This window comes from Prochlorococcus sp. ALOHA_ZT_50, assembly GCF_022447305.1.
In the GTDB taxonomy this organism is placed as follows: Bacteria; Cyanobacteriota; Cyanobacteriia; order PCC-6307; family Cyanobiaceae; genus Prochlorococcus_A.
Genome location: NZ_JAKVCI010000014.1, coordinates 1 through 19584, shown reverse-complemented (window position 1 = coordinate 19584; position 19584 = coordinate 1). Strand labels below are relative to the sequence as shown.

Sequence of the window (19584 nt, the reverse complement as noted above, 5' to 3'; positions counted from 1 at the left end):
TAGATATTAAAGAAAAGTCAACAATAATGTTGAAGTCCTGTTTTTTTTGAAAAATACTGGCATTTCTAATCCAATGTGGATTTGGACGTGGAAAACAACCTGTAAATTGTGGAAAATCTAGCTCAAAATACTTTCAAGATTTTATATTAAGAATACTTATATATACTGAGTCTATTAAGACTAAGTCGAGAAAGAGACAGGTGATTCATTGATTTCAACGGATTTTCTTAAGATTTAGTCTTTATTAGGCAAGCGAAGCGTGACAGGTCCTAAAGGGTGTTTTGAATTTGGATAAATACTATGGTGATGGTGATGGTGATTATGTTCATGTTGATGAGCCTCTACATGTTCATGTTCTAAGTAATCACCTCCTCCTGTGTCTGATTTTTCTTGATTATGAGTTGGGATTTGATTTTGTATTTCACAAGCACCATTACATTCAGGATCACATAAATCACAGCTGATACCCAAGCCCTCTACATGGTCATGATGACTTTCTTGTACCATTCCAACTTCTTTTTCAAAGCCAAATAAATTTGATCTATATTTACAAGTTGAGCAATTCATAAAATTATTACCTTCGTTATTAAGAATCTCTTCAATCCTTTCTACAAAAGTGTCGACCACATAAGACTGTGACGAAAGATATTTTGCATGTATAAATGAAATATTTGGATTATTAATCGCAACTAAATCACTTTGCCTTTTTATTCTTGTGACAAGGACACCTGAGAAAAGGAAATAAGGGAAAATAATTATATTTTTATAACCAAGTCTCACAACATTTTTCAAGCCAGGTTCAACAAGAGGGAAAGTTACTCCAGAAAAAACTGTTTCCCCCCACCCTAAACCAATACCCTCTACGATCATTCTCGTAATTTTTGAAACATTGGAATTCGCATCTGGGTCAGAAGAGCCTCTACCCACAACAACTAATAATGATTCTTCAGGTTTGAGATTATTATTTTGTTTAAATACATCTTTTACTCTTTCACAAGCTGCACTAATCATTAAATTATTAATACCTAATTCTCTTCCATAAATTATTTCAATTCCTGTTTTACTTGAATAATTCATAAGCAGGCTAGGTATATCATTTTTTACATGGCCAGCAGCGAAAAGCATTGCAGGTATTGCAATTACTTTTTTTATAGAAAGATCTTTTAACTTGTCTAAAGCATCAACAATCGAAGGTTTAGCAAATTCCAAGAAACCATATTCAACTAAAAAGTTTGGATATCTTTTTTGGATGAAATTAGTTAATTCTTGAAATTCAGTAATGGCTAGTTTATTTCTACTCCCATGTCCACAGATAAGTATCGCGACTTGATTATTTAACTTCAAATCTAAATTATCCAAATTCAAATTATTACTTATACCATAATAGTAAAGAACAATATCATGTAGTGAAAAATAATAATAACTTGCTTGAAGTTCCAAATATCAACTCAAAGGATGCAAAATTAAAGAAATTAATTTATGACGTGGATGAATCCTTATTTAATGAGGATAACTATTCTTACGAAAAATTCGAGCACCTTTGCGTGTGTAGTGGAGGTACAACTTCTAGCTGTGCAAAAAATGGTTTTACAACTCTTGATCTAAGAAAAAATCACAGCAAAATTCATCTAGATAGAAAAACCAATTTAGTAACAATTGGAGGTGGTGTAATAATGGGGGATCTATTAAATCATTTACAAAAATATAATCGAAGTTTTCCAATCGGACTTTCTAAACTTCCTGGAGCAGGCTATATACTTACTGGTGGAGTAAGCCCGCTCAGTAGAGCCTACGGATTAGCCATTGATAATATTGAATCAATAAAAGGTTTCTTGGGTAATGGCACATTTATCTCTTTAAAAAAAAATCAAATAAATCCAGAAGAACAATTGATTTGGGAAGCAATTAAAGGCGCAGCACCCTTCTTTTCAATTATTACCGAAATAGAACTTAAGACTATCCAATCTAATCCAATTAAGGTTATTGAAGGATTTGTAAATCTAAATGAACTTTCAGAAATAATAAAACTATCAGAGGAATTTCCAGAAAATATTAGTCTTCAATGGATTTATGCCCAAAAAATTTATATATATATTTTTGCTGAACTCAAAAATAATTTAGAGGATAAAAGAACAGAAGAATGCCTAATGCTTCTAGACAAATTCCCTACTCTAGAAAAACAATTTTATGAGAACTTTAACAAAATAAATTTCTTCCCAAAGGAATTGAATTTATATGAGCTGAATGCAAATAACCATTCTGAGGTAATTAGTCTTCTTGGAGAAGATTTAAAAAATGATATCCCAATTTTCATAAAATGTTTGGATGAAATAATGGATAATAAACCTAATAATTCCTGTTATATTGCTTCTCAACAATTAGGTTGCAAAACTAAAAAGTTAAATCATGGCTCAAGCTTTTTTGTTCATAGAAAAAGTACTTGGAAACCATGGATATATGCATCATGGAAAAAAAATGATCTTCAAGAAAAAGAAGTCGCTTTGGAATGGATTTATAAATCGTGGAGCAAGCTAAAAAAGTTTTATCCAAATATTCACTTAGCCCAATTGCATAATCATTTGAATTCTCATGATGAAGAAATTACATTAGCCTTTGGAGATAGAATGAATGAATTAAAAACTTTAAAGAATATTTTTGACCCACAAGGTATTTTGCCTCCTTTATGAGGTAACTTCTTAATTATAAAGAAACTTAAAATGTCAAATTTCTCAAGATATTTATCTAAAAATTGGTTAGATGATCCAAAGTCAAATATTCTCTCTGGCTTAGTTGTTGCTTTTGCAATGATCCCAGAAGCAATTGCTTTTTCAGGTATAGCTGGTGTAGATCCTAAAGTTGGCCTTTTTGGTGCATTTTGCTTATCTATAACAATTGCGATTGTTGGAGGAAGAAGGGGGATGATCACTTCAGCTACAGGTTCAACAGCTCTTTTGATGACTGGACTTGTTGCTTATGGAGAATCACAAGCTCCTGGATTAGGAGTCCCATATCTTATTGCAGCTGGAATATTAACTGGAATTTTCCAAATTCTTTGGGGATATTTAAGACTTGCCTACCAAATGCGATTCGTGCCAACAGGAGTATTAAGTGGATTTGTAAATGCACTGGCACTTTTAATATTTCAAGCACAACTACCTCAGTTAGGAATTGGTATTAAAGAATCAAAAGAATTAGTTGAACAAACTATAAGTCAATATCCAGTTAACTCTCAGATTCCAGTAGTTTGGATTCTTGTAATCCTAGGATTAGTAATTATCTATGGGCTTCCAAAAATCACAAAAGTAGTCCCATCTCAACTTATCGCAATAGTAGTAATTACTCTTATAAGCATATTCTTTAATCTAGATGTCCCAACAGTTAGCGATTTGGGTAAATTACCTGATGGATTACCAAGTATTTCTCTTCCTTTTGGATCAATAGAAAATGGGAAAGTACCTTTTAGTCTTGAAACATTAGGAATAATTTTACCGACTTCACTTGCAATATCTCTCGTGGGTTTAATGGAAACCTTTTTAACTCAAGACATTTTAGACGATGTAACTGATACAAGTTCTAATAAAAATAAAGAAGCAAGAGGACAGGGAATCGCAAATATTGTGGCATCCTTATTTGGTGGAATGGCAGGATGTGCCTTAGTTGGGCAATCTGTTATGAATACTGAGAATGGTGGTAAATCTAGATTATCAACCCTCTCCTCAGGTATATCTCTACTAATTATGATTATCCTCTTGAAGTCTTGGATTGGAGCAATACCAATGGCTGCTTTAGTAGCAATCATGATAACGATCGCAATAAGTACAGCAGATATAAATGGATTAAAAAATATTAGAAAGATACCTAAAAGCGATACTGCAGTCATGCTTATGACTTTTGCAGTTACTATGCTTACAAAACCTCATAATCTTGCACTTGGAGTTATTGCAGGAGTTGCATTAGCTGCAATTCTTTTCAGCAGAAAAGTCGCAAAAGTTATAACTGTCTCAAGAGCTAAAGAAAATAATTTGACTACCTACAAAGTAAAAGGACAATTATTTTTTGTAAGTAAAATTTATTTTTTACAAGGATTTGATATTCATGAACATCCAGAAAATATTGTAATTGACATGTCTTTAGCTCATATTTGGGATCAAAGTGGCGTTGTTGCTCTTGAGCAAATTATTAGAAAATTCCAGAATGGTGGTTCTAAAGTTGAAATTGTAGGATTAAATAAAGAAAGTCTTAACTTATTTGAAAGACTAGGTGGTATGGAAAGCGCTCATTAAAAAAGTTAATTAAGACTAACTTGTTGATAACAAAACCAAAGCCATTGCTGAAAAAGCAAATTCCTATGAGATCTCCAAGCGGTTTTTGAACTATTTAGATCAAAATTTTCAGGAGGAGGAACATCTCCCTTTTCTTTGTCTCTTTCAATTTCACTAATAATTCTATGCACCGTATATTCAGGATGACCTAAATGCATAAGTTGTTTTTGATCATTAGATTCAAATATTGTATATCCAACGTTTTCTCCATAAGCCAACAAATTCAATTTCCCTTCTTTTTGGGCCTTCTCCATTTCCAAATCTGGTAATCCAGCAAATCTACTTTGAGGACAAATAAATTCATCATCTTGTGTACCCATCAAAGGGTGTCCAGGAACAAGACTTTTTAAAGGGAATACCCCAAATAATTTCCTATCAAAAACTTTCTTATCGACCCCTGCCAAATAAGCCAGCGCAAAGCCAGCCCAACATAATCCAAGAGTACTCGCACAAGAATTTCTGGCTTCATTTACAATTTTCACAAATTCATCCCAATACTTAACCTCCTCAAAGGCTAGGTGCTCAATAGGTGCTCCAGTAATAATGATTCCATCTAACGGTTCTGGATTATTTGCTTCTTCCCAAGTTATGTATAGATTATTTAGATGATTAAGATCCCATGTTTTATAAGAGTGAGTTTTAAGCTTTATCCAAACTGGCTCAATTTGAAGAGGAGATAAACCAAGTGGATGTAGTAAGTTAAATTCATACTGCTTGCCAAGAGGCATGATATTTAAAATACCAATCCTAAGAGGACGTATATCCTGTCTTTTTGCCAATTCTGGTTCGATCCAAGATATATGATTTTTCTCAACATCACTAATCTTGTGATAGTTACTAGGAATTATTAAAGCCAATAAATCTCCTTTCCTATGTGATTTGTGAAAGTGCTTGTTCGAAATCTGCTTTTATATCATCAATATGCTCAATTCCTACAGAAACTCTTACCATCGTGGGAGTAACACCTGCAGATAATTGTTCTTCTTCAGATAATTGCTGATGAGTTGTTGAAGCCGGATGAATTACTAATGTTTTTGAATCCCCCACGTTAGCAAGGTGGCTCGCTAATTTTAAGGAATCAATAAATTTTACTGCATTTTCATAACCCCCATTAAGAGAGAACATAAGCATGCAACCCATTCCCCTTCCAGTAGTATATTTTTTGGCACTTGAGTAATATGGATCAGATTCTAGGCCAGGATAATTAACACTACTTACATTAGAATTAGAATCTAACCATTTTGCTAATTCAAGAGCATTAGAAGTTTGTCTTTCTATTCTTAAACTTAGAGTTTCCAAACCCTGCAATAGCAAGAAAGAATTAAAAGGACTTTGAGCTGATCCCCAGTCTCTGAGGCATTCAAGTCTTGCTCTTAACGCAAAAGCTATATTTCTATTATCAGGTACTCCCAAAGATTTGCAGATATCACTACCGAAACCAAAAGCGTCCCAATGAACGAGCCCATGATAAGCAGCGCTTGGCTCACTCATTAGTGGGAATTTACCATTTCCCCAATCAAAGGTTCCGGCATCAACAATAACCCCTCCGATACTTGTTCCATGTCCACCGATCCATTTTGTTGCACTTTCCACAACAACATCGGCTCCAAAATCAATTGGTCTTATTAAAGCACCACCAGCACCAAGGGTATTATCCACTATTAAAGGAATTCCATTTTCCTTCGCCAAAGCAGAGAGTCCCTCAAAATCTGGGATGTTGAATCGAGGATTTCCCATTGATTCGACATATATTGCTTTGGTTTTATCATCAATTTTATTTCTAAAACTATCGATACTATCGCCATCTGCAAATTTAACTTCTATTCCTAATCTTGGAAATTGTACTTTAAATTGATTGTAGGTCCCACCATATAGAAAAGATGTAGAGACAAAATTATCCCCTGCTGTCATGCAGTTCACGATTGCCAAGAATTGAGCAGCTTGACCTGAGGATGTTGCAAGTGCTGCCATACCTCCCTCCAAAGCTGCCATCCTTTTTTCGAAGACATCTGTGGTGGGGTTCATAAGTCGAGTATAAATATTTCCAAATTCTTTTAATCCAAAAAGATTCGCTCCATGCTCGGCATTATCAAAGACATAGGAACTAGTTTGATAAATGGGTACTGCTCTAGAATTTGTAGTTGGATCAGGCACTTGGCCTGCATGTAACTGAAGCGTCTCGAACTTTTGGTTGCTCAAAATTTTTTAAATAATCCTATTATCTATTTAACTTAAAAAAGTCCCAAAAAAAAACAAAAAAAAGATAAATATTTATAAATCCTTTTTTAATGAGGGGTAATTATCTTTCATATATGAACTCAAATCCTCTTTTATCGCAGATCTGAGTTTCTCAATATTTGCAGAATCAATTATTGGAAAAGTTTTATTAGCCTCAGGATCTTTTTCAGTAATTGATTTCCAATTCTTACCTACATCTTTTTCAGAGTTGTTAAGAACCTCATCAAAATTGAAACACTTATCATTGTTCTTAGCATCAAATTCGCTAAAAGCTTTATTTATAAGCTCTTTTCTATTTTCGAATAGATTCTTAGCTTTTAAAGTATCTGGAAGACCCATAACTGGTTGTAATTCCTTAAGAAGTTTTATTTCCTCTTCAATTAAGAGTGTCCAAACACCATATTTATTTTTTGGAAGATTAGAATTACTAAAAATATTAATTTCATCGAGGTAAAAATTTAACCATAGATAATAAGATTTTTCTTCAATAGTTTTTTTAACGGATATCTTTTTATTTTGGATCTTTGGGAGTAACTTTTCTGCCTTCTTTAAAAACTGTCTGTCTTCTCTTTCTAAATTTATTAATCCCCATCTTTGACTGTAGTCCCATAAATCTTCGTATCTTGTTAAGTCTTCTTGATTCCAACCAAGAGCTTTAAGTTCATGAGAACGATGAGTTAATTCCTTTTTCAAAAAAAACCTTTTAAACCATAATAATTCTAACCCTGCAATCAAGATTAGTAAATAAATTAAGAACTTTGCTTTCTAGCAAATTAGAAAAATAATCAATTATTAAAATATTTATTAATAATTTTCAATACATTGATATAACTAGGATTTTTTTTAGAAATTTGATTACTATATTTATTTGTTTTAAGGGCGTTTTGCTCTTTGTCAATAAATAATTTCTTATAAAAGTTTTCAATATCATCAAAAAGATAATCTCCTTTTAATTTTTCATTTAGTTCGAAAGATAATTCAGATTTCACAGATTCTTGGCAAAAATTAGTGATTTCTTCTGAACTAATTAAAACCTTATAAATTTCTTTTTTTTCTTCTGAATTAGCATTAAAGCATAAATAAATCAGATTAATCATTGAACAATTATTATTTTTGATTTTGAATTCTTTATAAATGTCTGGCCAAAATTTTAAAGATTTTAGACCTTCTAAACCTCCTTGACTGAGAGAGTATTTATTACACCAATTTACAAATTCTGAGACATCTTTTGGACATCTGTTGAGTTGCAAAAGCATATCTGATAAAACTTGTCCTGCTTGAAAATTCCGTGTTGGTTTTCCTTCAGTTGGTAGAGTCATACTCCCTAAGACATCAGCCTTAACAGCATTTAATTGAGAAAAAGTATAATCTCCTTTTTCACAAAATTTATCATTAATTATTTCCTTTGCACTAATTATTTCTTCACCATAACCAAGTTCTTTTAATGAAAGATATTTATTCTCTAATTTATTTTCTTTTCTAACTTTTATTGATACTGATGCGGCCTGATCTAAACATTGAGTTAACAAAATCGTATTAATGGTAGGCAGCATTCCTGGCTTATCGGAATGAAAGTTATTTACAAAACCTGCAAATATTGATGAGATATTTTTTATTGATTTTATATATTGACATTCAATATTGTGAACTCCAGGAGAAACTTGAATTTTCGGTGATAATTGATTCAAAATGCGTGCTCCTATTAATGCTGTTAGCGCATCAGGATGGCAGAAATTTGCAGTAAAACTATCATTAGGATTTCGTAAAGCTCCGTGACGATGAAATCCTGTAAAAAAAGCTAAATTTGGATATTTATTACAAAGAATAAAAGGGTTTTTATTTTTATTATCAATACAAAAAGAACCGACTAGACAGCCAAGAACCACATTTTCTCTTTTTAAATTTTTTCTGAGTTCTAAAGCATTTTTAACATCATCTTGTATGTGATTACTATTTGAAGCAAGAATAACTATCTCACATTTCAAGAGAAGATCTTTTAGATCAAAAGACTTTATTTTTCCCTCTGAAGAATAATTTCCCATTCTCTTAATCTTTTCAATAATCTCATTATCCATATCAGAAATAACATCATTTGAGAAAGCACCTAACAAATCTCTATCTTCCCTAGGAGCCAAGAGAATATTATTTGATTTTCCATGCATAGCACAGTTGTATGCTAGTGATGCAGGATATAAACCAACACTGTAAAATCCAACTTTGCTATTCTCTATATCTTCAATCAATGAATAAAAATATTTTTCATCTTTGATGTTTTCTACGAAATTATTCTTCATTTTTGGAAACTCTTGATAATTTTTTTAATTTCTTACCCATACCAACATTTTTCTACATTAAAGCAATTTTTGACCATAGCAAATTATTTATTGAAAATATTGAGTTTTTTAATTTATAATTTCTGAGAAAGTGGAAATTAAAAGAAAAATAATTATAAATATGGAATATATGGCAAGTAATTTAAATGAACAAAAACAATTAATTTCTTCTAAAAATATCTTATTTATTCAAGACATTGACGGAGTTTGTATCCCTTTAGTTAAAGATCCAATGACTAGAGAATTAGAATCAAAATATATCTATGCAGTAAAAGAATTTGCCGAGGAATTCTTTGTATTAACTTGCGGGGAACATGAAGGTCCAAGAGGAGTTAACAGAATAATAGAGAGGAGTTTAAGGAGCACTACTGAGCCTAAAAACAAAGAACTATATTTAAGAGGTTTAGCTGCCTGTGGAGTAGAGTATCAAGACAGTAATGGTGAAATAAGTTTTGAAGGAGTCTCAGAAAAAGAACTAAATTTTTTATCTAAAGTACCTAGTTTAATAAGACCAAAATTTAATTTTATAGTTAAGAATATTTTTCCTGAACTTAGCCAAGAAGATATCAATTTTCACGCAGTAAAATCAATATGTGAAACACGCTTCTCGCCAACGATTAATTTCAATAGTCTATTTGATTTAGTTCATGAAGATTCTGATAAAAGAAAGCTTATTCAAATTAGTTTTGAAAAAATGATGAATGAAATCATTTTAAAAGCTGAATCCGAAGGCCTCAAAAACTCATTTTTCCTTCATATTTCACCAAATTTAGGTAATAAAAATGGTAGAGAAACAATTAAACTTTCTTCTCAAGATGATATCGGATCAACAGACATACAATTACTTATTAAAGGAGCAGTTAAAGATTCTGGAGTTTTATTTCTTTTAAATAAATTTATTGCGGATAAAACTGGTAAAGCTCCTTTTGGAAGAAATTTTAATTTTAGAAACTCTCCAAATTCTGTTACGGAAAAAATTGATTTATGCAAAAGAACTATTCAAAAAGAAGATATGCCTTTGATTGTAGGAGTTGGTGACACAGTCACATCAAAAAAAAATAATGATGAAAAAAGTTATTCAAGAGGAGGAAGTGACAGGTCTTTTCTAGAATTAATACAAATATTAGGTAATGAATTTGGGATTAAGAATAAAATAATTTTTGTAGATAGTAGTTCTGGTGAAGTTGAAAGACCCTCTACAAAAAAAACTGGTTTAATAGGGATCAGTGATGTTCATGACAATTTAAAATTTGACATAGTTTTTAAAAATGGTCCCAAAGAATACATAAGTTGGTTTATTGAACTTGCTAATAAGAGATCAAACTTTAAAAAAAATAGTTGACTTTTTTATTTTCGAATGACAATTTATAAATAATAGATTCATGAAAGAAAAATTCCCCTCAATATATAAAGAACCTATAGAAACATTGCAAATTAACATAGGTTATAAATGCAATCAGGCTTGTAAGCATTGTCATGTCAATTCGAGTCCCCTAAGGACTGAAAAGATGTCCAATGAAATGATATCTCTTATTCCAAAGATAATTGAAAAATACAAAATCAAGACTTTAGATATTACAGGTGGTGCGCCAGAACTTCACCCAGAATTTAAAAACCTAATAACCAGTTTGAGCACAAAACAAGTTGATATTATTGATAGGTGCAATTTGACAATTTTTTTTGAAGAAGGTTATGAAGATCTTCCTCAATTTCTTGCAAAAAATAAAGTGATAGTTACTGCTTCGCTACCGTGTTATGAAAAAAATAATGTTGATTTTCAAAGGGGTTTTGGCGTTTTTGAAAAAAGTATTAATGCCATAAAAATTCTTAATGATTTAGGCTATGGAAAGAAAGAAAATGGATTACAATTAAACCTTGTTTACAATCCTGTAAGCCCAATTCTTCCTCCTTCTCAGGAAATATTGGAGAAGGATTATAAAAAAATACTATTCGAAAAATACAATATCGTTTTTAATAATTTATACACAATAACTAATATGCCAATAAATAGATATGAAGAATCTCTTAGAAGAGAAGGGAAACTAAATACTTATTACAAATTACTAAAAGAAAATTTTAATGAAAAAAATTTAGAAAATCTTATGTGTAAAAAGACAATTAGCGTAAATTGGCTAGGAGAAATTTATGATTGTGACTTTAACCAACAGATAAATTTCCGAGAGAATAAAGGACCAAAGACACTTTTTGATCTATTGGATGAATCATTTACTTTTGACTACGGGGTAGCTGTAAAAGAACATTGTTTTGCTTGCACTGCAGGTGCAGGGTCAAGTTGTGGAGGGACTTTAAGTTAAAACCTGCTAAATGCAATTAGGACAAATAGCTCTTACATTTAAAGAGGATTCAATTAGTTTAAAACCATTAACTTTTGCTGCAACTTTGCCTGCTTCTAAAACTTCTTCATTTTCGAATTCTTCTGTTCTTCCACACCTAATACAAATCAAATGATGATGGTCCGGTGTGTCGTTACTAAGCAATTCATATCTGTGTCCACCCTCACTGAGTTCTAATTCATGAAGCAAACCCATTTGTACTAAAAGTCTTAAAGTTCTATAAATTGTTGCTAGTGAAACTTTGGAGCTTGTTTTAACTAACTTTTCATGAACCTCTTCAGCACTAAGATGCTTTCCAGAGCCAATATTTTCAAATAAATTAAGAACCTTTAGCCTCTGAGGAGTTAATCTCTTCCCATCTTTATGTAATCCATCACCAAGAGGAGATGTGATGACTTTGTATTGAGAGGATAATGACAAAATTAACCCATGGCTATTCTCAATAATAACTCTAGATGAGAGTAAAACAACTTATTGATTTAAAATGTTTACTAAAGTTCTTCAAAATATTATGTTAAATGTATCTTTATATATAAATGATGAATGATCAAGAAATCTCTTCTGATAAATTATCATCGAAAGTAAACGCCTTGATAATTATTGATATTCAGGAAAAAATAATAAGACCAATTTTTAATAAGGATTCAATAATCAAAAACATTAAAAAGCTAATAAATGCTTACCAAATTTTAGAAGAAAACATATTTATATCTGAACAGAACCCACTCAAATTGGGAGTAACGATACCTGAATTATCACCCATAGCAGAATTTAGAAAATTTGAAAAAATGGAATTCAGCCTAGCTAAATTAGAAGATTTTTTGAAAGAACTTAAAGATAAGAAAATTACTAATTTGATAGTTTGTGGGATCGAAACGCATATTTGTATTCAACAAACAGTCTTAGATTGTTTACAAAAAGGATTTGAAGTTATTCTCATATCAGATTCCATGGGAAGTCGAAATAGGGTAGATCATGAAATAGCATTACAAAGAATGACTCAGAGTGGGGCGATCTTAACAACAACTGAATCAATAATTTTTGAATTATGCAAAACTGCGGATAGAAAAGAATTTAAAGAAATTAGAAATATAATAATGAGTTAAAGAAAAATAAAGACTGGTTTGTTGTTTAGAGATAATTTAAAATTTTATTAGAGATAAATTTTTAGGGTTTATTTGAATATGAAATTAGTTACTGAAAACTTCCTTCTGGCAATATCTATTTTTTTTATTGGAACTTTATTGTCGATAATAATTTCAAAAGTTTCAAAAATATTTTTTAAAAAGATTTCCAAAAGAACAAAAACAAATTTCGATGATTTTATTTTTGAGGTGATCTCTGGAATTATAAAACCTATAGGTTTCCTCCTCTCATTTTATTTTTCAATTGACTATTTTTTTGCTGATGAAATAACTTTCATCTCTGTCTTATTGAATATTTTGAAATTATTTATATTAATAATCATCATAAAAGCTCTCAACAAAGTTTTAATAAGATCTTTAACAGAATCGACCTCGAAAATTAATGATTCCTCAATTAGTTCAATGGTATCTTCACTAACTCCATTGATAAAAGCATTAACATGGACTATTGGCTCAATTTTTTTCTTACAAAATATAGGTGTTCAAATGACTGCTATTTGGGCTTTACTAAGTGCAGGAGGTATTGGAGCAGGATTAGCTTTGAAAGATCCAGTTCAGGAGTTTTTTGAATATATAACAATTTTGCTTGATAAACCTTTTCAAAAAGGTGAGTTTATAAAATCTGATGGAGTCCTCGGAATGGTTGAGAGAGTGGGAGTACGATCATCAAGGATAAGAAGTATTAATGGAGAAGTAATAGTAATGAGCAATAGCGCCCTAACAAATGGAATAATTTCAAATTACGCACAAATGGAAAAAAGAAGGTTAGTGCATAAATTGGGAGTTGTTTATGAAACCTCTCCAAAACTTATGAAATTGATTCCAATAATAATTAAAAAAATAGTTGAAGAGACAAAAGATGCGTCTTTTGATAGATGTCATTTCACAGATTTCGGCGACTTCAGTCTTAATTTCGAACTTGTTTATTACATCCCAACAAATAATTATCTCGCTGCAATGGAAGCTCAACAATCTATAAATTTAAGAATTATTGAGGAATTTGCGGTTAATAATATAGAGTTTGCATTCCCAACACAAACCTTAAATATTGAAAGTAACAAAGCCAAATGATCTACAAATCTCTTCACTTAAAATCCAGAGTTTTGAAGCCAACTCAGAATTATTTGCCTCATCACTAACCTTACTTTCAACTAATTTATGTTTTTTAAAAGATATAAGTTTATTACTTAAATGAACGTAACCAATATTATTTAAATTTGAATCAAAAACAATTTCAGAAAGTATCCTACCAGCATTTTCTATACTTTCAGAAATTCCTAAAATATTTTTTGCAGCTTTAGAAAAAATTAAATATCCAAAGAGATTAAAACGCTTACTGTATCTAAAAAAACCAAGATCATCATTTGGTATTACTAGACCAGGAGCCCAAGTAATTACAGAAATTTTACTAGAGGAAATTTTTAATTTTTTTTCAAGTTCTTTAGCAAACAAAATATTACATAACTTACTATTTTTATAAGCTTCATCAGCATTAAAATTTAAAAATTGCCCAGTTACTTTTTTTCTTAAATTAACTAGGTTATTAAGTCCCGCTTTCTTTCCTATATTGCCACCTGAACTTTTGGGGTCGTGTACATCTGATGATGTAATAATGATTCTAGATTCTTCTTTATCTCTAATAAAATCTTTTAGGACATTTACCAAGTAAAAATGTGCAAGATGATTTACTGCAAAAGTTAGTTCTATGCCTTGTTTTGATACTTTAGGGTAAAAAGAGCCTGTATATTGCAATCCTGCATTTAAAACAAGAACATCTAAAAAAATCTTTTTACTAATAAAGTAATCTTTAATTTTTTTAATATTCTCTAGATCTGAAAGATCACAATTTTCAATAATATTTAAAAATTTACTAAGGTAATTTTTATCAAAATGTTTCTCGATTTTTCTGAGAAATTCATTCTTTCTAAATTCGTTTTTTATTACAACATATAAAATATTTTTCGTCTTCAGTAAATTAATAATGGCAAAAAACCCTATTCCTGAATTACCTCCAGTAATTAAAATATTTTTATTTTTAATCATTTAAATTCCTATATTTTTTTTATGATAAAAAAATAAATAAAGTTTTTTTTATTTTGTAATCTTATAAATTATTGTTAAAACACTGAAAACTTAGTCACTAGTATTTGAGTAATTTGATTATTATTAATCTACTCTCATTATAAGTATTGGATGAAAAATATAATTCTAGGCTCAGAAGTAATAATTTGTTCCATAAATTTCTTTAATCATAAGATTTATATTTAATGTCAAAAGAAAATATGCCAGATGTTCTTGTTTTGGGTGCAGGGCCTGCAGGTATGGCAATTGCCTCAGCTTTAGGGAAGGAAAAATTAGATGTTGAAGTGCTTTCTCCAAATGGACCAGATGAACCTTGGCCAAACACATATGGCATTTGGGGGAAAGAAGTTGATCAACTCGGGCTTCAGGATTTACTTGAATATAGATGGAAGAATACTGTAAGTTTTTTTGGGCATGGCGCTTTAGAAGAGCAGGACGACGAGAATAAAGCCACGGAACATTCACTAGATTATGGACTATTTGATAAGAAGAAACTCCACAATTATTGGTTTAATGAATGCAATAAGTCTTTTATTAAATGGCATCAAGGCTTTGCAAACAAAATACATTTTGAAAAATACAAAAGTACAGTAACTACAAAAGATGGCAAGACTTACTCTGCAAGATTAGTAGTAGATGCAACAGGATATGATCCTGTTTTTCTTAAATTAAAATCGTGTGGTCCCTTAGCAGTCCAAACTTGTTATGGGATAGTAGGTAATTTTAGTAAACCTCCACTTAAGAAAGGGCAGTTTGTATTAATGGACTATAGAAATGACCATCTTAACGATGAGCAAAAAAAAGAACCGCCAACTTTTCTTTATGCCATGGATATGGGGGATGGGAAATATTTTCTTGAAGAGACATCTCTTGGTTTAGTAAATCCTCTAACAATGGAAAATTTAAAAGAGAGACTAGAGAAGAGGCTTTCTTATCGAAATATATCAATCACAAGCATGCAGCACGAAGAGCTTGGCTTATTTCTTCCTATGAATATGCCAATCCCAGATTTCAAACAACAAATACTTGGATATGGTGGTGCTGCTTCAATGGTACATCCTGCATCTGGATATTTAATTGGTAATGTTTTAAGAAGAGCTCCACTTGTCGCGAAGGCAGTCTCAGAAGCAATTAAAAACAAAAATCTAAGTACCTATCATATTGCTAGAAAAGGTTGGGAAACTTTATGGTCAAAAGAATTAATTAGGAAGAAATCACTTTACCAATTTGGATTAGAAAAACTCATGAGGTTTGATGAGAAACTATTGAGAGAATTTTTTGGCAGTTTTTTCCAACTACCTAAAAATCAATGGTATGGGTTTCTAACTGATACTCTTTCTTTAAAAGAGATTGTATATGCTATGTGCGTAATGTTTATAAAGGCTCCATGGAGTGTAAAGAAAGGTCTTATGATTATGCATGGAAGAGAATTTAAAATGTTACTTAGGATAATATTTCCAAACATATAGTTAAAAAATGAGAACCATATTAATAAGTGGAGCCAGTAGAGGTATTGGACTAAATATTGCACATAAAGAATTAAAAGAAGGCAATAGAATTAGTGTTGGCATAAGAGATTTAGAATCATTAAAAGGAAGCGCTATTGATCCAAAAAAATGGCCAGAAGGGAAAATTATAATCAACCACTATGATGCTTTAAAAAAAATTACAGCCGAAAATTGGATAAAGAATACCGTAGATGAATTTGGAGGATTTGATTCAGTAATAAATTGTTCTGGAGTATTATCGAAAGTTCCTTTCTTATACAAAGATGGTGATGAAGAAGATATTTTAAATACATTAAATATCAATTTTTTGGCAATTTGGCATTTATGTAGGCTTTCTTGGGATCATTTATGTACCTCTGGAAGAGGAAGAATTATTGTTTTAGTTTCAATGAGTGGGAAAAGATCCAAAGGTGATTTAGCCGCTTATTCTTCTTCAAAGTTTGCTTTGATGGGATTATGCCAAACTATGAAAAATAAAGGTTGGGATAAAAATATAAGGATTTCTGCAATTTGCCCAAGCTGGGTTAATACAAAAATGGCCCAAAATATCTCTTCTTTAGACAAATCAAGCATGACACAACCTGAAGATATTGCTGAAATATGCTCAACTATTCTTAAGTTACCTACCCAATCAGTTCCATTTGAAATCGCCTTAAATTGTAACTATGAAATTTAACCTAAATTAAAAATTAAGTAAGCCATTGAAAGCATTGCAATTGCAATAAATAAACCTTTTATTCGATTAGTTAACAATGAAAAAAGAGATAAATCTTCAGAAAAGTATCCGCCAAAACTACCTGTAATAAATAATATAACCATTGGTAGAGATGCCATTCCGAAAGAATAAGATATAGATTTTACAAATCCAAAATTTAAATAATTAAAAATAAAGGAACTTAATGAAAACAATAAAAAAGATGCAAATAGAGTTATGGAAACTTCAGCATCTAAAGTGTGAGGTAAGCTACCCTTTAATTCAAATTGCTTTTTACATTCTCTAATTTGTCTTTTAGAAAGCTTTAAATAACCAGTTTCAGGAATTCTTTGCGACTTATATTTTCTTAGTAATCTTGCTTCAAGAGTTTCTGGCTCCTTAGTCATAATTGATGTTAATAATTCATCTGGCTTTAATTTTTTAATTTTCTTTTCAAGATTATCCGTTTTCCCAATCCTATAAAGGTCTCCTACTCTAATAAGGTAAACATATCCCGACATTTGCGTTGTAAAATTAATACTGTTCCTACTTAGATAATACTAAAAGAATTAGGGAAATTAAAAGTTTTTACAATATGAAAAACGATATTTTATATTCATTTCGAAGATGTCCATATGCAATTCGTGCAAGATGGGCCCTGTTAATTTGCGAAATAAAAGTAGAGATAAGAGAAATTGATTTAAAAAATAAACCTCTAGATTTTTTAAATAATTCAAAGACGAAAACGGTTCCAATACTTATAAAAAAAAATAGTGAAGTTATTGAAGAAAGTCTTGAAATCATCCTGTGGGCTCTCTCAGAGTCGAAAAAGGAAAACATCAAATTAATTTATTTTCCTGAGAACAAAAAGGAAGATATTTTTGAAATAATTAATGAAAACGATAACGAATTCAAATATCATTTAGATCGATTTAAATATGCCACAAGATATAAAGATAGTGATGAAGAATTTCATTTCACAAATGCGATTAAATTTATAAAGAGATGGAACGAACTTCTTGCAGAAAACAAATACTTTTTTGGAGATAGCCCCACAATCGCTGATTGGTCTATTTGGCCTTTTGTAAGACAATTTAGAATCGCTTGTGAAAGTCAAAAAAGAACAAATTATTTTGAATCCTCAATAAAAAACTGGTTAGATTCATTTGAGAAAAATAGAGAATTTAAATCCTTAATGTATAAATACGAATTATGGGAACCATATTCTAGAAAGAATTATTTCCCATCTAATTAACTTTCCAACAACTTCCTTTTCTCAATTATTCTTGCTAACTCCAAAAAATATCCTGCAGTCCTAAATTTTCCTATATTTTTTTCCTTAAAATCAAGATCGCTTCTAATTTCTGCAGTCTCCGCCATAAGCAAATCTAAATCATTTGATCCAAGACTATACAATTCACCAAGTTCGATTTCCCTTCCGAGTAAATGACTCCTAAACCACTTCCCTTTATTTTCTTGAGGTGGAATATCGTAGGGAGTAAATGACATTAAAATAAAATTTAGGCTTTTACCATTCTAGGGTTCTTATTGAAACTTTTTCATCTCTACTTTATTAAAAATCAATGCAATAAAAAGAATTGCGAATGTAATTAGGGCACAAATTTCTGTCCAATAATCTAACCCAATTTTAGAAATCATTAATGGTGCAAGAACTGTGAATAGTCCCCCAGAAAGAATTAACTGAGCGAATAGCTGTTTTGACGTAAAAATTGGTAAAGTCTTAGAAATATTTTTAGGATCTGCAAGCCTTAAAAGAAGTAACCCAGAAGCTACTACACCTGTAGAATTCCCAAACTCTATCAAACTTTTTTCAAACCAATAATCATCAAAAATAAAGTATGCGAAATAAGCAATGCAGATTAAATTCCAAAATAAACCGAAAATAGTAAACACTAAAATAAGTATCCAATTATCAAAAACAACTGCAATATCTAAACTCGCCATAGCTGTAAAAATCAATAAGTCTGTGGATAAAATACCAATCTCCCTTTGCAGAATATTTGAAATAAATTCTGTATTTTTGGTTTTCTCTAAAATATATCTAATAAGGAGCGAACCTATAAGGATAAAAGGGAATACTGGTAGTGAAAAAATAATTTCCTTCGAAAAATCACCAAAAGAACTTGAAATATACCTTAAAAATTTAAGTAGCAAAACACCAAAAGAAATTGCCAAACCAGAGAATCCAAGATTTATTATAAAAATTCTTAAATCTGCAAAAATTCCTGTCTTATTTTTTCCCTTTAGAGTATCTTTTTGTTCAAGAATTTCCTCAGTATCTGAAAGACCTAAAGTTCTACCAAGAAAGATAAATATGCTACCCAATATTGAAGAGGATAAAAGACCCATTGTTGCCATAGCCAAACCAAGATCTAAACCATTTGGGAAACCTAGTTTATTAAAACTTTCACCGATTATTGATGCAGCTCCATGACCACCCTCAAAACCTACCTCTATTAAACAACCCATTAGAGGATTTGCATCCATAGATGGAGGCAGAAAATATTTAACAACAAGACCACCGACAAAAAATTGTCCGAAACCTAGTGAAAGAGCTAATAGAAATTGATTAAAAATTGGTTTAACTAAACCATTTATATTCGGGATAGGTCTTCCCATCATTAAAGTTGCGAAGACTAATGATAAAAGAGGAGTAGGAAAATTACTCCAAACATTGATTGTTTCTTTTGGTAAAAAGTGTATCGCACCAAATGGGCCTATAGATATACCTAAAATTCCTGATATAACTGCTATCGGCAATCCAAATCTCTCGAGTTGAACAGCTAGTTTAAATTTTCTCCCAAAAATCAACAAAAAAAATATAATTAATAATCCCAAAAAACTTATCAATAGAGAATTTGAAAAAATATCTTTATTCTGTATTGAA

At 30.8% G+C, this 19584-nt stretch carries 19 protein-coding genes; 9 read left to right on the top strand and 10 right to left on the bottom strand.

What is annotated here, in order from left to right:
• Positions 1–234: 234 nt before the first annotated feature.
• Positions 235–1440 carry a sirohydrochlorin chelatase gene (locus MK115_RS04905; RefSeq protein ID WP_287609836.1) on the bottom strand — a complete coding sequence of 402 codons (1206 nt, stop codon included), beginning with the start codon at positions 1438–1440 and terminating at the stop codon, positions 235–237.
• On the opposite strand from MK115_RS04905, the gene MK115_RS04900 reads away from it, so the two are divergent.
• Together MK115_RS04900 and MK115_RS04895 are read left to right on the top strand one after the other, a co-directional pair.
• Positions 1407–2687, top strand: a complete 1281-nt coding sequence (locus MK115_RS04900; protein WP_287609834.1) for an FAD-binding protein — start codon at positions 1407–1409, stop codon at positions 2685–2687. The genes MK115_RS04905 and MK115_RS04900 overlap by 34 nt on opposite strands.
• Before the next feature lie 30 nt (positions 2688–2717).
• Positions 2718–4283, top strand: a complete 1566-nt coding sequence (locus MK115_RS04895; RefSeq protein WP_287609832.1) for a SulP family inorganic anion transporter — start codon at positions 2718–2720, stop codon at positions 4281–4283.
• Between the two features lie 5 nt (positions 4284–4288).
• On the opposite strand, the gene MK115_RS04890 is transcribed toward MK115_RS04895, so the two are convergent.
• The 4 genes from MK115_RS04890 to MK115_RS04875 form a co-directional block, all read right to left on the bottom strand.
• Positions 4289–5179 (bottom strand): homoserine O-succinyltransferase, encoded by an 891-nt coding sequence (locus MK115_RS04890; RefSeq protein WP_287609830.1) that lies wholly within the window; start codon positions 5177–5179, stop codon positions 4289–4291.
• A gap of 13 nt (positions 5180–5192) precedes the next feature.
• Complete coding sequence (locus tag MK115_RS04885) at positions 5193–6521, bottom strand: O-acetylhomoserine aminocarboxypropyltransferase/cysteine synthase family protein (protein ID WP_011376198.1); 1329 nt, start codon at positions 6519–6521, stop codon at positions 5193–5195.
• A 72-nt stretch (positions 6522–6593) separates the two neighbouring features.
• Positions 6594–7253, bottom strand: coding sequence for a hypothetical protein (locus MK115_RS04880; protein WP_287609827.1), 660 nt, complete (start codon positions 7251–7253; stop codon positions 6594–6596).
• Positions 7254–7345: 92 nt separating this feature from the next.
• On the bottom strand, positions 7346–8854 hold the full coding sequence (locus MK115_RS04875; protein WP_287609825.1) for a DUF8648 domain-containing protein: 1509 nt from the start codon (positions 8852–8854) through the stop codon (positions 7346–7348).
• A 160-nt stretch (positions 8855–9014) separates the two neighbouring features.
• Here MK115_RS04875 and stpA point away from each other — a divergent pair, with 160 nt between their 5' ends.
• On the top strand, positions 9015–10235 hold the full coding sequence (gene stpA, locus MK115_RS04870) for a glucosylglycerol 3-phosphatase (RefSeq protein WP_287609911.1): 1221 nt from the start codon (positions 9015–9017) through the stop codon (positions 10233–10235).
• Positions 10236–10275: 40 nt separating this feature from the next.
• Entirely contained in the window at positions 10276–11208 is a 933-nt protein-coding gene (gene arsS, locus MK115_RS04865; protein WP_287609823.1) for an arsenosugar biosynthesis radical SAM (seleno)protein ArsS, read from the top strand.
• A 6-nt stretch (positions 11209–11214) separates the two neighbouring features.
• Here arsS and MK115_RS04860 read toward each other — a convergent pair whose 3' ends face one another.
• Positions 11215–11667, bottom strand: a complete 453-nt coding sequence (locus MK115_RS04860; RefSeq protein ID WP_025938138.1) for a Fur family transcriptional regulator — start codon at positions 11665–11667, stop codon at positions 11215–11217.
• A 119-nt stretch (positions 11668–11786) separates the two neighbouring features.
• Here MK115_RS04860 and MK115_RS04855 point away from each other — a divergent pair, with 119 nt between their 5' ends.
• Both MK115_RS04855 and MK115_RS04850 read left to right on the top strand, forming a co-directional pair.
• On the top strand, positions 11787–12353 hold the full coding sequence (locus MK115_RS04855) for an isochorismatase family protein (protein WP_502923586.1): 567 nt from the start codon (positions 11787–11789) through the stop codon (positions 12351–12353).
• Positions 12354–12431: 78 nt separating this feature from the next.
• Entirely contained in the window at positions 12432–13463 is a 1032-nt protein-coding gene (locus MK115_RS04850) for a mechanosensitive ion channel family protein (RefSeq protein ID WP_025906561.1), read from the top strand.
• On the opposite strand, the gene MK115_RS04845 is transcribed toward MK115_RS04850, so the two are convergent.
• Entirely contained in the window at positions 13434–14435 is a 1002-nt protein-coding gene (locus MK115_RS04845; protein WP_287609818.1) for an SDR family NAD(P)-dependent oxidoreductase, read from the bottom strand. The two genes, MK115_RS04850 and MK115_RS04845, sit on opposite strands and share 30 nt — an antisense overlap.
• A 224-nt stretch (positions 14436–14659) precedes the next feature.
• Here MK115_RS04845 and crtL point away from each other — a divergent pair, with 224 nt between their 5' ends.
• Positions 14660–15943, top strand: coding sequence for a lycopene beta cyclase (gene crtL / locus MK115_RS04840; RefSeq protein WP_025925152.1), 1284 nt, complete (start codon positions 14660–14662; stop codon positions 15941–15943).
• A gap of 7 nt (positions 15944–15950) precedes the next feature.
• Positions 15951–16658 carry an SDR family NAD(P)-dependent oxidoreductase gene (locus MK115_RS04835; RefSeq protein ID WP_025957651.1) on the top strand — a complete coding sequence of 236 codons (708 nt, stop codon included), beginning with the start codon at positions 15951–15953 and terminating at the stop codon, positions 16656–16658.
• Here MK115_RS04835 and MK115_RS04830 read toward each other — a convergent pair.
• Positions 16655–17197 (bottom strand): GIY-YIG nuclease family protein, encoded by a 543-nt coding sequence (locus MK115_RS04830; RefSeq protein ID WP_287609813.1) that lies wholly within the window; start codon positions 17195–17197, stop codon positions 16655–16657. The genes MK115_RS04835 and MK115_RS04830 overlap by 4 nt on opposite strands.
• 74 nt (positions 17198–17271) lie before the next feature.
• On the opposite strand from MK115_RS04830, the gene MK115_RS04825 reads away from it, so the two are divergent.
• On the top strand, positions 17272–17931 hold the full coding sequence (locus tag MK115_RS04825; protein WP_287609811.1) for a glutathione S-transferase: 660 nt from the start codon (positions 17272–17274) through the stop codon (positions 17929–17931).
• Here MK115_RS04825 and MK115_RS04820 read toward each other — a convergent pair.
• Positions 17928–18185, bottom strand: coding sequence for a hypothetical protein (locus tag MK115_RS04820; protein ID WP_011862645.1), 258 nt, complete (start codon positions 18183–18185; stop codon positions 17928–17930). The two genes, MK115_RS04825 and MK115_RS04820, sit on opposite strands and share 4 nt — an antisense overlap.
• 36 nt (positions 18186–18221) lie before the next feature.
• The coding region (locus MK115_RS04815) for a sodium/glutamate symporter family protein (RefSeq protein ID WP_287609809.1) at positions 18222–19584 on the bottom strand (1363 nt) is incomplete at its 5' end.

Coding starts and splice junctions, on each gene's coding strand:
- MK115_RS04875 (WP_287609825.1), bottom strand. CDS start 8,854: ATGAAGAATAATTTCGTAGAAAACATCAAAGATGAAAAATATTTTTAT.
- arsS (WP_287609823.1), top strand. CDS start 10,276: ATGAAAGAAAAATTCCCCTCAATATATAAAGAACCTATAGAAACATTG.
- MK115_RS04845 (WP_287609818.1), bottom strand. CDS start 14,435: ATGATTAAAAATAAAAATATTTTAATTACTGGAGGTAATTCAGGAATA.
- stpA (WP_287609911.1), top strand. CDS start 9,015: ATGGAATATATGGCAAGTAATTTAAATGAACAAAAACAATTAATTTCT.
- crtL (WP_025925152.1), top strand. CDS start 14,660: ATGTCAAAAGAAAATATGCCAGATGTTCTTGTTTTGGGTGCAGGGCCT.
- MK115_RS04825 (WP_287609811.1), top strand. CDS start 17,272: ATGAAAAACGATATTTTATATTCATTTCGAAGATGTCCATATGCAATT.
- MK115_RS04850 (WP_025906561.1), top strand. CDS start 12,432: ATGAAATTAGTTACTGAAAACTTCCTTCTGGCAATATCTATTTTTTTT.
- MK115_RS04855 (WP_502923586.1), top strand. CDS start 11,787: ATGAATGATCAAGAAATCTCTTCTGATAAATTATCATCGAAAGTAAAC.
- MK115_RS04820 (WP_011862645.1), bottom strand. CDS start 18,185: ATGTCATTTACTCCCTACGATATTCCACCTCAAGAAAATAAAGGGAAG.
- MK115_RS04830 (WP_287609813.1), bottom strand. CDS start 17,197: ATGTCGGGATATGTTTACCTTATTAGAGTAGGAGACCTTTATAGGATT.
- MK115_RS04895 (WP_287609832.1), top strand. CDS start 2,718: ATGTCAAATTTCTCAAGATATTTATCTAAAAATTGGTTAGATGATCCA.
- MK115_RS04835 (WP_025957651.1), top strand. CDS start 15,951: ATGAGAACCATATTAATAAGTGGAGCCAGTAGAGGTATTGGACTAAAT.